14 protein-coding genes are annotated in these 14,007 nt (G+C 33.6%); 8 read left to right on the top strand and 6 right to left on the bottom strand.

Features of this window, described 5'->3' with window-relative positions:
• Positions 1-139: 139 nt before the first annotated feature.
• From IPK88_17665 to IPK88_17655, 3 genes are all read right to left on the bottom strand, one after another.
• Positions 140-466, bottom strand: coding sequence for an iron-sulfur cluster assembly accessory protein (locus IPK88_17665; GenBank protein ID MBK8245259.1), 327 nt, complete (start codon positions 464-466; stop codon positions 140-142).
• Between the two features lie 12 nt (positions 467-478).
• A complete protein-coding gene (gene iscU, locus IPK88_17660; GenBank protein MBK8245258.1) occupies positions 479-868 on the bottom strand; it encodes a Fe-S cluster assembly scaffold IscU in 390 nt (129 codons plus the stop codon).
• Positions 869-962: 94 nt separating this feature from the next.
• A complete protein-coding gene (locus tag IPK88_17655; GenBank protein MBK8245257.1) occupies positions 963-2,183 on the bottom strand; it encodes an IscS subfamily cysteine desulfurase in 1,221 nt (406 codons plus the stop codon).
• Positions 2,184-2,438: 255 nt separating this feature from the next.
• Here IPK88_17655 and meaB point away from each other — a divergent pair, with 255 nt between their 5' ends.
• The 7 genes from meaB to smpB all read left to right on the top strand — a co-directional run bounded on the left by meaB (position 2,439) and on the right by smpB (position 9,419).
• Positions 2,439-3,431, top strand: a complete 993-nt coding sequence (gene meaB / locus IPK88_17650; GenBank protein MBK8245256.1) for a methylmalonyl Co-A mutase-associated GTPase MeaB — start codon at positions 2,439-2,441, stop codon at positions 3,429-3,431.
• Between the two features lie 9 nt (positions 3,432-3,440).
• Positions 3,441-5,147 (top strand): M23 family metallopeptidase, encoded by a 1,707-nt coding sequence (locus IPK88_17645; GenBank protein ID MBK8245255.1) that lies wholly within the window; start codon positions 3,441-3,443, stop codon positions 5,145-5,147.
• A gap of 1 nt (position 5,148) precedes the next feature.
• Positions 5,149-5,646: a thioredoxin-dependent thiol peroxidase gene (gene bcp, locus IPK88_17640; GenBank protein ID MBK8245254.1), complete on the top strand. Its 498-nt coding sequence runs from the start codon at positions 5,149-5,151 to the stop codon at positions 5,644-5,646.
• A 162-nt stretch (positions 5,647-5,808) separates the two neighbouring features.
• A complete protein-coding gene (locus tag IPK88_17635) occupies positions 5,809-6,987 on the top strand; it encodes an NADP-dependent malic enzyme (protein ID MBK8245253.1) in 1,179 nt (392 codons plus the stop codon).
• 70 nt (positions 6,988-7,057) lie between these two features.
• Positions 7,058-8,485 carry an aldehyde dehydrogenase family protein gene (locus IPK88_17630; protein MBK8245252.1) on the top strand — a complete coding sequence of 476 codons (1,428 nt, stop codon included), beginning with the start codon at positions 7,058-7,060 and terminating at the stop codon, positions 8,483-8,485.
• 17 nt (positions 8,486-8,502) lie between these two features.
• A complete protein-coding gene (locus IPK88_17625; protein MBK8245251.1) occupies positions 8,503-8,973 on the top strand; it encodes a hypothetical protein in 471 nt (156 codons plus the stop codon).
• Positions 8,970-9,419 (top strand): SsrA-binding protein SmpB, encoded by a 450-nt coding sequence (gene smpB, locus IPK88_17620; protein MBK8245250.1) that lies wholly within the window; start codon positions 8,970-8,972, stop codon positions 9,417-9,419. The genes IPK88_17625 and smpB overlap by 4 nt, the downstream gene beginning before the upstream one ends.
• A 142-nt stretch (positions 9,420-9,561) precedes the next feature.
• Here smpB and IPK88_17615 read toward each other — a convergent pair whose 3' ends face one another.
• Complete coding sequence (locus IPK88_17615) at positions 9,562-11,022, bottom strand: GWxTD domain-containing protein (protein MBK8245249.1); 1,461 nt, start codon at positions 11,020-11,022, stop codon at positions 9,562-9,564.
• Positions 11,019-11,372 carry a hypothetical protein gene (locus IPK88_17610; GenBank protein MBK8245248.1) on the bottom strand — a complete coding sequence of 118 codons (354 nt, stop codon included), beginning with the start codon at positions 11,370-11,372 and terminating at the stop codon, positions 11,019-11,021. The genes IPK88_17615 and IPK88_17610 overlap by 4 nt, the downstream gene beginning before the upstream one ends.
• 493 nt (positions 11,373-11,865) lie before the next feature.
• Here IPK88_17610 and IPK88_17605 point away from each other — a divergent pair, with 493 nt between their 5' ends.
• Positions 11,866-13,506, top strand: a complete 1,641-nt coding sequence (locus tag IPK88_17605; protein ID MBK8245247.1) for a M1 family metallopeptidase — start codon at positions 11,866-11,868, stop codon at positions 13,504-13,506.
• Positions 13,507-13,649: 143 nt separating this feature from the next.
• Here the strand turns inward: IPK88_17605 and rplS are convergent, their stop codons facing one another.
• The gene (gene rplS / locus IPK88_17600) at positions 13,650-14,003 is read right to left on the bottom strand and encodes a 50S ribosomal protein L19 (GenBank protein ID MBK8245246.1); all 354 of its coding nucleotides are present in this window, start codon (positions 14,001-14,003) and stop codon (positions 13,650-13,652) included.
• Positions 14,004-14,007 lie beyond the last annotated feature (4 nt).

The raw sequence follows: 14,007 nt of genomic DNA, 5'->3' as shown, positions 1-14,007 counted from the left end.
AAAGTTTCTGGCAATTGAAATTCAATGCTATCTAGGATTGATTTATTAAAATTACCAACCACTTTTTTAATGTGAAGGTAAAATAAGCAATAAAATAATTTGTGAAAATTAAGTATAGTAATTTGGTGTTTTGATTAATTTATACTGAAAAACTTTCGCCACAACCACAAGTTCTAGATGCATTTGGATTCGTAAAATGAAAGCCCTTGCCATCTAATCCACCTGAAAATTCAAGCATAGAATCAAATAAGTATAAAAAACTCTTTAGATCAGTAACTACTTTTATTCCTTTGTCTTCAAAAACTTGATCATTTGGTTTAGATTCATTGTCGAACTCCATATTGTAACTCAAACCACTACAACCCCCACTGGTAACAGATACCCTTACAAAATGAGATGGATCCAAATGTTCTGCGGCCATCATTTGTGTAATTTGATTTTTTGCAGAATCAGCTACATAAATCATAAGTGCTTAGTTTTAAGATAAACCGTTTTTGGATTGATAGTCCTTGATTGCTGATTTGATTGCATCTTCAGCTAATACCGAGCAATGAATTTTTACAGGCGGCAATGCAAGCTCTTCAACGATATCCATATTGTCTATTTTCATCGCATCGGATAAACTCTTGCCTTTAAGCCATTCAGTAGCAAGTGAAGATGAGGCTATTGCAGATCCACAACCAAAGGTTTTAAATTTTGCGTCCTCTATGGTATTCGTACTTGGATTTACTTTGATTTGTAATCTCATTACATCACCACATTCTGGAGCGCCAACAAGACCTGTTCCAACTGTTAAATCGTTTTTATCCAAAGTACCTACGTTTTTAGGATGTTTGAAATGATCTAAAACTTTTTCTGAATATGCCATATTGTTTTAATTTATTGAGCTTGTATTCTGAAACACTTTTTATTGTAGAAAGGTTTCAATTCTTATTTTTCTTCTGTTAACAAAATTCTCGATACTAATGTGCCGACCACACCACGGTACTTAAATCAATTCCATCTTTGTACATTTCCCAAATAGGCGATAGATCTCGCATATGGTTTACACCATTTCGAATGGCTTCAATTGCAAAATCAACCTCCTCCTCTGTGGTAAATCGACCTAAGCTAAAACGTAATGATGAATGTGCCAAGTCATCACCTAAGCCTAAGGCTACTAATACATAAGATGGTTCTAATGATGCTGATGTACAAGCTGAACCAGAAGACAATGCAATGTTTTGATTGAATGTCATCATAAGTCCTTCACCTTCCACATGCTTAAACGACATATTGGTCACATGTGGCATCCTGTGATCTATATTTCCATTGATATATACTTCTTCCATCGAAGATTTTAAACCATTCTCTAAACGATCCCGCAAATTGGATAATCGCACAGCTTCTTGTTCCATTTCTGCCTGTGCAATTTCTGCTGCTTTTCCAAATCCAACGATACCAGGTACATTAAGTGTGCCTGAACGCATACCGCGCTCATGTCCTCCACCGTCCATCTGTGCTGTTACTTTGACTCTTGGATCTTTACGACTAACATATAAAGCACCTACTCCTTTAGGGCCATACATTTTATGCGCTGAAAATGCCATGAGATGTACACCTGTTTCTCGAGGGTTTACCGGGATTTTTCCAACAGCTTGAGTCGCATCGGACATGAATAAAATACCGTGTTTGGCGCATATATTGCCTATTTCCTTCATCGGTTGAATAACCCCGGTCTCATTGTTAGCCCACATTACAGATATCAGAATTGTGGTAGGCTTAATCGCTGCTTCTAAGGCCTTAAGGTCAATCATTCCGTCAGCACCAACCTCCAAATAGGTAACTTCTGCCCCTTTTTTTTCTAATACCTTGCATGTGTCTAATACGGCTTTATGTTCGGTGGTAACTGTTATGATGTGATTTCCTTTTCGACTGTACATTTCATAAACACCTTTCAAAGCCAAATTATCAGCTTCTGTAGCACCAGAAGTGAAGATGATTTCTTTGTCATCCGCTCCAATAAGCTTAGCGATTTGTTGCCGGGCAATATCCACGGCACTTTCTGCTTCCCATCCAAAAGGATGACTTCTACTCGCTGCATTTCCTGGATGTTCGAAGAAATAGGGTAGCATGGCTTCAACTACTCTTGGATCGCAAGGAGTAGTGGCATTATTATCTAAATAAACTTTTTTTATCGACATAGGAATAGATTGCCTTTATTACTTTCAAAGGTAACCATAATAATCAATTTTGGTTCATAACCAGCTTACAATATAGGGCTTACTTCACTTCGTTTTGTATTTTAATTTCATACTTCTGTTTGCCCCTGTAATTAAACGTGTATTTGGAGGGAATGAAAGTTTGTTACTTAAAATATACTAACTTTATGGCTTATAAACCATCTATCTACAAGTATAGAAGCTTGTCAAATCTTTTTACTTTACGAACTGAGTAATTTGAAACCAAAAAAAGAAATAAAGGAGTGGGCAAATCGAATCAAAGATGGGGACCGTCAAGCCTTATCTCAAGCTATAACATTGATTGAGTCATCAAATGTTGAAGATCGACAATTAGCCCAATCTTTAATTGATTTTATTGAACCCTGGACCGGGAATTCGCTTAGAATTGGTATCACCGGCCCTCCAGGTGTTGGTAAAAGCACATTAATTGATAAGATTGGGGTAGTTCTTATCGGACAATCTCATAAAGTGGCTGTATTGACCATAGACCCTACAAGTGCATTGTCTAAGGGTAGCATTTTGGGTGATAAATCAAGGATGGCTCATCTTTCTTCACAAGCTAATGCTTTTATAAGACCTAGCCCTTCAAGTCTTAATTTAGGTGGTTTAGCTTTATATACTCGTGAAGCCATGTTGCTTTGTGAAGCCGCAGGTTTTGATAGAATCCTAATTGAATCAGTTGGGGTTGGCCAATCGGAATTTCTGATTTCTTTATTATGTGATATGACTCTTTTGTTGTTGCAACCACATTCAGGAGATGAAATGCAAGGAATCAAGCGAGGTGTGATGGAGTGGGCTGATATGTACATTATTACAAAAACGGACGGAGAAACGTTAAATGGTTCAAATAAAACTTATATAGAATTAAATTCAATATTAAATTTTGTACCCAGAAAGTATAGTTTTTGGACCCCAAAAATAGTTCAATTATCTGTGATTTCTGATTTAGGTATGGCAACATTGTTGGATAATATTGATTTATTTTATAATTTGTTAGTTGATGATAATCAATTATATAAGTTAAGATTGAAACAATCAGAAACCTATTTTAAAGTTCAATGGGCCAAAATGATAGAACAGTACATTTTAATGAATAGATCCAATGTCGAATTGATCAATTTTCTAGCCACCGAAGTGGGACATGGTAATATGAGTTCAGAAAAAGCGTTTGATAAGCTATTAAAGTTTATTTTTGCGACTTTAAAGTAGGCAGGTAAGATGAAGAAGTTTTCTTGGGTCATTTTTTTTGTATTTTTTTCATTTAAAATGGACCATTCGAATCTATTTTATTGTGGTCCAGGAGAATTTCATATGGAGTCTCCGGTTAGGAATAGAATCTCAATGACTGGAAGTTTTGGCGAGTTGCGAAACAACCATTTTCATGCAGGAACAGATATTAGGTCCTTAACTGGAGTGGGAGGGGATGATTTGTTAGCTGTAGCCCAAGGTTTTGTCAGCAGAATTGTCATTGATGCTGATAATTATGGAAAATCATTATTTGTCCAACATCCCCAGGGTTATACAACCATGTATGCACACATTAATCATTTTCGACCAGATATTGAAGCCCGAATCAAAACAGAACAGTATAAACACAAATCATTCGAATTGGACTTAAAGTTTCAACCTAATGAATTAATAGTGAATTCAGGTGACTTGTTAGCCTATATGGGGAATACCGGATCCAGTAGGGGAGCTCATTTGCATTTCGAATTAAGACGAACTGGGACCGATGAAGTCTTAGATCCGGTAACATTTGGACTACCTGTGGAGGATGATATTTCACCTTCTATAAAAAGAATCAAAGTCTATGGTTTTGATGGCGAAGGAATAACTACCTCCGAAAAGATCTATAGCCCAAGTCAATTGTCCAAAACCATTTTAGTACCGGGAGATGTGATGGCATTAGGCATTAATGCTTTAGATCGAAGTGATCATTCATGGAATTGGGTTGGGATCAAAACAATCAAAGTTTTAGTGGATAGTCAAATGATTTATTTTTTAAGTTTGGATCATTGGTCTTTAGAGGATACTAAATATATCAACGCGCATATTGATTATAAAAATAAGATGGCATCTAAAGGACAATTTCATAGATGTTTTAAATTATTGGGGAATAAACTATCCCTATATAAGACTATTGAAAATAATGGTTTGTATTATATAGGTGACAGTCTTTTACATCGAGTACAACTTATTGTTGGTGATGCCAAACAAAATGAATCTAAAGTTGAATTCAATATTCAAAAAGTAAATTATACAACACCAGTAAAGAAAAATGAAAATTCCCAAAAATTAGTTTTTGATCAAGAACATATCTTGGAATCTGAATCCGTAAAATTCGATATTCCACAAGGGTGTTTTTATGAAAATTTATGCTGTACTTTAGATAGTTGCAAAAATTCTTTACCCATAGCATATTCAGATTGGTTTGGAATAAAACCAAATAATGATCCCATTCACAAACCCTATAAGATCGCCATAAAGCCTACAAAATCAATTCCTGAAAGGTTGATGTCTAAATGTTATATAGCATGTAAACAAGGATCTAAGTATATTTCAACCGGAGGAAATTGGGAAGGGGAATACTTGGTGAGTGAATTTAAGAAATTAGGTACTTTTTCAATTCAGGTCGACACCATTCCGCCAACTATTATTCCCTATACATTTAGATCGAATATGCCTAAAAACAAATTTATGAGTTTTGGTCTGTATGATAACATTATTTCATTAGGCACTGCAAGAGAAATTCAATATAATGCATATATTGATGGACAATGGATACTTATGGAGCATGACGCTAAGACGCGGTCTATAAAGCATTATTTTGAAGATGAATTAAGTCCGGGCAAACATGAATTATTAATTACAGCAATAGATGACCGTGGAAATAAACGCGAATTCAATAGTACGTTTTATCGCTAAAATGGGAACTAGTGAACTGCCTGAATATCAACCCAAATTTTTATTCAAAAAGGGTGATCTGATTCCTGACTTTGAATTTATGATCCAAGATGGAAGTAGACACAAATTATCAGATGCATCCGAGGATTGGATTGTGCTTTTTTTTTACCCAAAAGATAATACACCAACCTGCACCAAAGAAGCATGTAATCTGCGAGATCACTTTGGTGAGTTAAAAAAGCATTCTTGTGTTATTTATGGTGTTAGTCCTGATGATCGGAAAGATCATAACAAGTTCATGACTAAATATTCATTGCCCTATGATTTAATTGTCGATGAAGACCACAAATTGGCTACAAAATTTGGTGTTTGGGGAAGGAAGAAATTTATGGGTAAAGTCTATGATGGAATGCACAGGGCTAGTTTTGTAATGACCAAAGGATTAATTTTACATGACATTATTTATCCGGTTAAATCTGATATACATAATGAACAAATTTTAGCTTCAATTTTAAAATAGAAACATTTTTATGAGTACTGAATTGTTACTATTTTAAGATTTAATGGTTTATTTGAGATCAGAATCTAATAAATAATTGGACTTAATATGGATCTATGGTATTAATTTTAAAATTTTATTTAATATGGCAATATTTTTGCTATCTTAATCCAAATCTAATTTATGGACGTCTTTGAAAAGGCCTTAGTTTTACATAGTCAATTAGTGGGAAAACTAAGTGTTGAAAATAAAATGGAACTCAGTTCTAAAGAAGATTTGTCTTTGGTTTATTCCCCTGGTGTAGCAGCTCCCTGCGAAGAAATTCATAAAGATCCATCTAAAGTATATGATTACACCATTAAAGGAAATACTGTAGGGATTATTTCAGATGGTTCGGCAGTTTTAGGATTAGGCAATATTGGAGCTTTAGCTGCAATCCCGGTTATGGAAGGAAAAGCCATGCTATTTAAGCGTTTTGCAGGGATTAACGGGTTTCCTATCTGTCTTCAAACTCAAGACACAGAAGAGATTATATCCATAATAAAGAATATTGCCCCGGTCTTTGGAGGAATAAATTTAGAGGATATAGCATCTCCTAGGTGTTTCGAAATCGAAGAAAGACTTCAGAATATTGGGATACCGGTTTTTCATGATGATCAACATGGAACAGCAATAGTTGTGTTAGCTGCCATGATTAATTATTGCAAAATTACTGGGAAGTCCATGTCAGATCTTAAAATTGTTATCAATGGCGCAGGAGCAGCAGGAATTGCAATCAGCAGGTTTTTAGGAAAAAAGGATCCAAATACACCCAATCAACAAATAGTAAAAGAGTTGACTTTATGTGATTCAATGGGAATTATTCATAAGAATAGAACCGATTTGAATGCAGTCAAATTAGATTTGCTTAATTATACCAATCCAAGAAATCTAGAAGGTTCAGTTTTTGAAGCCATACTTGACGCTGATGTATTCATAGGAGTTAGTAAGGCAGATTTGTTAGATCGAAATGATATACGTACCATGGCTAAAGATCCATTTATATTGGCTTTGGCAAACCCTATTCCAGAGATTTTTCCAGATGAAGCATTTGCTGGTGGTGCTTTTGCAGTTGGAACAGGACGATCCGATTTTCCGAATCAGGTCAATAATGTTTTAGCTTTTCCGGGAATATTTTTAGGAGCTATTCAAGCTCGTGCACCCAGAATAACTTTAGCAATGAAATTTGCTGCTGCGGAAGCTATAGCTGCTGGAATATCTCATCCGACTAAAGATCAAATCATTCCTCCTGTAATGGATGAGTCTATTGCTATAAAAGTAGCTGATGCAGTTAGAAATATCGCATTGAACAGCCAGGTATAGATTTATTGTATTGACATTTACCAGAGGATCGCATTGCCTGTTGTATCTTTGGTTCTAATATCGTGATGTTGTGGAATTAATGGTTGATAATGAAAAGAATGTAAACGCAATTTGGGCTTTTGAACATTTGCGAACATCTTATTATGGTAACCCATTTCCAAGTGTTTCCAACAGAATTGAAGGATTGAAAAGACTTCGAAAATCTTTGTTAGCACATCGAGAACAAATTCAAAATGCCTTATTTCAAGATTTTAGAAAACCACCTTTCGAATCAGATGCATCTGAATTATTAGTTTGTTTAATGGAAATAAAATCCATGATCAAACATTTGAATCGGTGGAGTGAAAAACAAGCTGTTTCTTCCAATATAACTTTAATTGGTACCCGATCTTATACCATATTAGAACCCAAAGGTGTTGTACTTATTTTTTCTCCTTGGAATTTTCCAATCAATTTATCATTTGTTCCACTTATTTCTGCTTTTGCCGCTGGAAATAAAATCATTCTTAAACCGTCAGAATTAACTTCGCACACTTCGAAATTAATAGAAAAAATAGTGAAGCAAGCATTTACCGATGACGAAATCATTGTTCTAAATGGTGGGGTTGAATTGGCTGAAGACTTAATCAAATTGCCATTCGACCATATTTTCTTTACCGGATCAGGAAAAAATGGAAAAAGAGTTATGCAAATGGCTGCTCAGAATTTAACTCCGGTAACTTTAGAACTGGGTGGGAAATCTCCTGTTGTTATCGACCAAAAGGTCAATCTTAAACAAGTGGTTGAAAGGGTAGCACACGCAAAAATCATTAATGCCGGTCAAGTTTGTATCTCACCTGATTATATAATAATTCACAAAGATTTGGTTGATGAATTTATAACTCTTTGGAAGCAACAATTAATTAATTGGTTTGGTGATCACATGGTTTCGCACCAAGATTATTGTGGAATTATTGACTCAAAGCATTATCATCAATTATTGGACTTGGTGAATCAAAGTTTAGATGAAGGAGCTGAATTAGTTGAACCTATTGAATTAGATTTGAGAACATTAAAGATCAAACCTATACTTTTAAGAAATGTGAATTGGAATGCTCCAGTAATGCAAGTAGAATTGTTTGGACCTGTATTACCTATCATTACCTATTCCAATATTGAAGAATTGCTTCCAAAAATGATGATATTAGATCGCCCATTATGTCTTTATGTTTTTAGTAAGCGAGAATCATTTATAAAGCAGGTCATGAATGTATGTCGTTCAGGGGGAGTCTCAATTAATAATTGCCTCATTAATTTTTGTAATTTGGATTTACCTTTTGGAGGCAATCATCAAAGTGGAATGGGTTATAGTCATGGCAAATATGGCCTTGAAACTTTTTCTCATGTTCGAAGTGTTTCTAAACAAGTATTCTTTTTTAGTTCACTTAAATTGTTTTATCCCAATTATTCTAAATTAAAACAAAAAATTAAAAACTTAACCATAAATTTATTTTCTTAAACATTAAAAACTAAAAAATGAAAAGCTTAATTTATGTATTGATAATCATTTTATTTTCTTGCAGTTCCAGTAAAGTTAATGTAGTTAATAAGAAAGACCTTGATTGTTCTTGGTTGCTCGGAACCTGGAAGATTGTGGATAAAGAGTATTATGAAAAATGGTCTAAAATATCGCCAACTGAATTTATGGGCGTTTCGTATGATATGAGTCTTGGGACTGCTACAATTAAAGAGAATATGAGAATTTATAAATCTGACAAAAATTGGATTTATGAAGCTAAATTAAAAGTTGATAGTGTTATGACTACAACTGCTTTTGTCAGAAATGCTGATCCCATTTGGAACTTTCGATTTGTAAATGAGAAACATGATTTTCCACAAATTATTCAATATAAAATGAATGCTGATAGCAGTATGACAGCTCAAATTTTGGACCTCAAAGCATCCAAGGTGATTAATTTTAATTATTTGAAAGTAAAATCTAAATGAGTGTTGTAGAAATCGTTAATCGCAAAGCAACCCATCTCTATCATTTTGTTCAAACCATTGAGGCTGGTGTCATGCTTAAGAGCACAGAAATCAAGTCGATCAGGGAAGGCAAAGCTAACCTTAGTGATGCCTATTGCCTATTTGAAAAAGGGGAGCTATGGATTAAAAATATGCACATTTCAGAATATGATCCTGGTTCTTATAATAATCATGATCCAAAAAGATCAAGAAAATTACTTTTAAATAAAGCTGAATTAAATAAGTTAGAACGTAAAGTTGCAGAAAAAGGAATGACGCTAGTTCCGTATAAGGTTTATTTTAATGATCGGGGAATTGCAAAAATTGAAATAGCATTAGCCTCCGGTAAAAAAGCATTTGATAAACGAGATTCGATTAAGGAGAGAGATCAAAAGCGTGAATTGGATCGTGAGTTTAAGAGAAATTAAAGTCAATGATTAAGTCAAGTTAGGTATAATTTGAACTGAGAATTACTTACGTCGGATACAAGTTGCACTTGGAGTGTCGGGAAACTTGACACCAACAGGGGAGAGATCAACCATGTGAATTGGATTGAGAATTTCTGAAAAATTAATTATCAAAATACTCTCTTGCTCGACGGTTGAAATGTCCTTCCATCTCGGTTGCTTCAATTGCATTTTTACCTTTGAATTGATCTTTTACATTTTTATATAATTCGATTTCCCATTTATAATTGTACCTTTCACCAATAGCATTACAATGCAATAATCGAAAATTGGATCCTGCTAAGTCCGGGTTATAAAAAATAAATTTAACATTGGTTTGACCTGTGTTATTGATTTTAGCATATTTCCAGATTTCGTATGGAAATGCTCCATTGTCATTATCTTCTTGAATAACTTCATTCGGAACACCATATCTTAAATAGATCTTGCCTCGGTCTGATTCAAAGCCATACCCAAAGCCTGATCTGTAAATTTCATTAACTTTATTCACCTCTAACATATAGTGGTTAAACGCTTCCACAGGTTCTTGTTTGCTCCGTTCATACCAAAATTGATAAAGCATTAATTTCTTTTCTGAATTGCGATTTTCTGCTAATAAATATTGTATTAAATGTAATTCTTGACTTGATGCAATCGGAGATAATGATCTTAAAGCGAAATTTAAACTGTCTTCACTTAATTGTTCAAACTGTCTTTTTGGTTCGGACTGTTCATAATATAGGGCTATTAATTTATCCCAGAATGGATTATATCGTTCGAAATAGGTGAACACACTATCTAGAACTTGGCCTTTATTTGTTTTTAAAAATATGCTTAATTCATATTTGCCCGAAGGGATTGCACTAATATCTTTTTGATGCAGAACAAGGTCTCGTTTTTTGTTAGTAGATTTTTGATACCACTCTAAGAGTTTTGTTTTAGTATTATTAGAATCAATATTGGATAATTTATAATGTAAGATCAGTTTATTATTTGTTAAAGGAGTTGTATTGTAGCATTCAACGTAGGAATATAATATGTGTAATTGTGGTGGTAAGAAATGATATCCCAGAGGTTCAAAATAGAATCCGTTTTTAAATAATATTGAAGATTTATCGGAACTGTTTTTACAAACTGAATAGAGTTGAATTTCAGATAGATTGGGATTTTGGTTTATTGGTTTTGCCTTGAATGTGTTTATAAATGTAATTTCATTCAAGGGGTTTAAAGGGTCTGTTAGCGTTGATTCCAAGTTATACTTACCAGCTTGAACCCTCCATCGTATTACATGGATAATGGGTTTTTGGTCGAATGAATAAGGGCTTTGTAAAAGTAATTTGTCAACTTTAACAATTTGCTCTTCGTTCTTAAGGACTACAGTTAGAAGAATTTGATTTTGAAATTGACTGTCAGCGTGATATATTTTTTGAAGTGATTCAGTCTTCAGATAATATGAAATTTCTACGTATTGAATGTCTTCATCTTGATATACAACGGCTCTAATATCTCCATTAATTCCTTGCGCAGCATGAATACTAAAACTGCATAAAAGGAGAATCCAAAGACATATTATGCGCTCAATCATTCCTTTTTTAATTTTAATGTAAATGGTACATTTTGAATTTTTGTTTCAAATATTAAGTTTTGTTCCTTATCAAGCAACGTTTGAAAAAGTAATTCGTTATGTGTTTTTTCAAAAATATTATTTTTATCTATATAATAATAAAATTGATTATCTGCACCCATATAATTGGTGGATATAATACTATCATCAAAGTAAAAATAGGCACCTGACATCATTTTAGTTTTTTTTCCGTCCCGATGCGCTTCTGTTACCATCCATTTACCTTTAATCAAACTGTTGTTGATGAGGGTGTCTTTTTTGCATGATGCTCCTATGAGCAGAAAAAGGAATATGTATATCGATTTATTCATATGGTTATTACGTATTTCAAAGATATTGCTTTTTAGAACTTTCGAATAGTTATCTTCAATTTCTAAGTCAATTTAATTTCTAAGTTTAGGCTTGATTTTAGACTTTGGATGGTATAAAAAGATAAATAGGGTTTGTCAATATTCAAGATTTGTAGATTAGGTAAAGATTAACATTGAGCCTTAATGAAACATGGTCTTCAGGCCTTAATCATTTGTAGTAGACGGCAAATTGATTAATTTATGATGATTAATGGCCATTTTGTTTGTTTTTACTTTAAGATGCATCCTTTTTTTAAGGTTTACGGCTCTAGTATAAGGCCTTTTTGGAATTTTTAAGAGCATTTTAGTCGCTTTGACCTGATTGAAGATTAAAAATCGATATCTTGTGCGCCGAATCAAGATCTTATATATTGGTATGCCTCAATTTAATTACCTCGAATTCTTTAGATTCTATGATTCTTAAATTTTTATGTAAATTAAATGTTTGGTTCAAATGAAATTTGGTACTCAATTATTGATATCCCTTTTATTCCTAATAAGCTTTTATGGAATTGCGCAAAAGCCTGTTTTTGAATTAAAAGATTCGCTTAGGGGAAGCTTACGGCTGGAAAGGACTTATGATGTGAAGCATTATGACCTGAACCTATCTGTAGACCCCGACCGCAAATTTATTAAAGGGACTAACGCGATAACTTTAACGAGTATGGCGGATATGGAAGAAATTCAATTGGATTTATTTGAAAACATGAAAATTCTCAAAATCACTAAAGACAAGAAGGAATTAGTATACAGAAGAATATATAACGCTGTATTTATTGCCAATCCTATAAAGTCTGGAGAATCATGTACCATTTTAGTAGAGTATGAGGGAAATCCTACTATAGCTAAAAATGCACCATGGGATGGAGGTTTTGTTTGGTCTAAGGATGCGGATAATATGGATTGGATTGGAGTTGCTTGTGAGGGCGATGGCGCAAGTCTATGGTGGCCCAATAAAGATCATCTATCTGATGAACCTGAATCTATGGATATGTATTTTACAGTGCCAAATCCATATGTTGCTATTTCAAATGGTAAATTAGTTGGTAAAAAGAAAATGGGTAAAAAGAAAACAACCTATCATTGGAATGTAAGCTATCCGATAAATAATTATAATGTTACGGTTTATATTGGTCAATATGAGACTTTTAATGAAACATACACCACTAAAAGCGGTGAAGCATTAGCTCTGAATTTTAGTGTTTTGAAACCAAATGTTACTAAGGCTAAAGCTCATTTTGGACAGGTACCAAAAGTCCTTGAAGCCTTTGAGCATTATCTAGGGCCATATCCATTTATTCGGGATGGTTATGGTTTAGTTGAAGCTCCCTATTTAGGTATGGAACATCAATCTGCTATTGCCTACGGTAACAAATTTCAACGTGGGTATCTTGGTTCTAGAATTCCAGAGGAATTTGATTTTGATTACATTATTCTGCATGAAACAGCACATGAATATTGGGGAAATAGTGTTTCATGTAAGGATCATGCAGATATGTGGCTTCACGAAGGATTTGCCACTTATATGGAGAGTTTATTTGTAGAATATTTCTATGGTAGGGAAGCCGCCCTAAGGTATTTGAATAGTCAAAAGAAAGGTATTAGTAATGATCAACCCTTAATAGGTCCTTTGGGTGTTAATTTTACAAATAATCCTCATGATATCTACAGTAAGGGTTCTTGGGTATTGCAAACCTTGAGATACGCCATCAATAATGACAGTCTGTGGTTTGATATTTTTAAAGGTTTTTATGATAAATATAAAATGGGATTTGCAACAAGTAAGGATTTTATAGAATTTGTCAATCTTAAAACAGGTAAAGATTACGGCCCTTTTTTAAGACAATATCTAAGGTATAAAAACCTGCCTAAATTGATATATTCAGTCAGTTTTAGAGATACTTACACTCAAATCAAGTATAAATGGGATAACTTAGAACAACAATTTAGTTTGCCCGTAGAGTTTAGTTTAGATGGTAAAATTATAGTTTTGGAACCTGGAAACGATTGGAAATACATTGAATTTAATAGAAAATTCAACAAAATCGCACCAAAGGATGATAAGATATTGATAGAAATCTTAAAGGCAGAATAGGATTTGTAAATTAAGGAATATAGTTATATATTATATTGAAATATTGTTTCTAATATTCTTAATTTCTTAAAGGAAAGTTATCTTAAACAAGACAGAAATCCAAAAAAGGAGTAGGATTTGTAAATAAAAGCAGTAATCGGATATTATTTAGAAAAAGTTGCCTCTTTGATTCTTGCTTTCTTACCGGATAGTTTTCTTAAATAGAAAAGTTTAGCTCTTCTTACCCGACCTTTCTTAACTACTTTGATATCAACTATATTCAAAGAAGAAAAAGGGATAATACGCTCTACACCTATACCGCTTGATATTTTACGTACGGTAAATGACTTGTTTTTACCTTCGCCACGGATGTTTAGTACATCTCCCCGAAAGTCTTGAACCCTTTCTTTATTACCCTCTATGATCTTATAGCTCATGATAATAGTATCTCCTGCTGAGAATTCAGGAATTCTACTTATGTCAAGTAATTGGTCTTCAACGTATTTAATCAAATTCATGACG

The sequence above is a fragment of the Candidatus Defluviibacterium haderslevense genome, assembly GCA_016712225.1.
In the GTDB taxonomy this organism is placed as follows: Bacteria; Bacteroidota; Bacteroidia; order Chitinophagales; family Saprospiraceae; genus Vicinibacter; species Vicinibacter haderslevensis.
Note: the sequence above shows the minus strand (reverse complement) of the source record. Positions and strands in the feature narration are given on the sequence as shown.

What these genes read in the sequence shown, in the direction of transcription:
- smpB (MBK8245250.1), top strand. Translation starts at nt 8,970, where the DNA reads ATGAGTGTTGTAGAAATCGTTAATCGCAAAGCAACCCATCTCTATCAT.
- IPK88_17645 (MBK8245255.1), top strand. Translation starts at nt 3,441, where the DNA reads ATGAAGAAGTTTTCTTGGGTCATTTTTTTTGTATTTTTTTCATTTAAA.
- iscU (MBK8245258.1), bottom strand. Translation starts at nt 868, where the DNA reads ATGGCATATTCAGAAAAAGTTTTAGATCATTTCAAACATCCTAAAAAC.
- rplS (MBK8245246.1), bottom strand. Translation starts at nt 14,003, where the DNA reads ATGAATTTGATTAAATACGTTGAAGACCAATTACTTGACATAAGTAGA.
- IPK88_17610 (MBK8245248.1), bottom strand. Translation starts at nt 11,372, where the DNA reads ATGAATAAATCGATATACATATTCCTTTTTCTGCTCATAGGAGCATCA.
- IPK88_17665 (MBK8245259.1), bottom strand. Translation starts at nt 466, where the DNA reads ATGATTTATGTAGCTGATTCTGCAAAAAATCAAATTACACAAATGATG.
- IPK88_17635 (MBK8245253.1), top strand. Translation starts at nt 5,809, where the DNA reads ATGGACGTCTTTGAAAAGGCCTTAGTTTTACATAGTCAATTAGTGGGA.
- IPK88_17605 (MBK8245247.1), top strand. Translation starts at nt 11,866, where the DNA reads ATGAAATTTGGTACTCAATTATTGATATCCCTTTTATTCCTAATAAGC.
- IPK88_17655 (MBK8245257.1), bottom strand. Translation starts at nt 2,183, where the DNA reads ATGTCGATAAAAAAAGTTTATTTAGATAATAATGCCACTACTCCTTGC.
- bcp (MBK8245254.1), top strand. Translation starts at nt 5,149, where the DNA reads ATGGGAACTAGTGAACTGCCTGAATATCAACCCAAATTTTTATTCAAA.
- IPK88_17625 (MBK8245251.1), top strand. Translation starts at nt 8,503, where the DNA reads ATGAAAAGCTTAATTTATGTATTGATAATCATTTTATTTTCTTGCAGT.
- IPK88_17615 (MBK8245249.1), bottom strand. Translation starts at nt 11,022, where the DNA reads ATGATTGAGCGCATAATATGTCTTTGGATTCTCCTTTTATGCAGTTTT.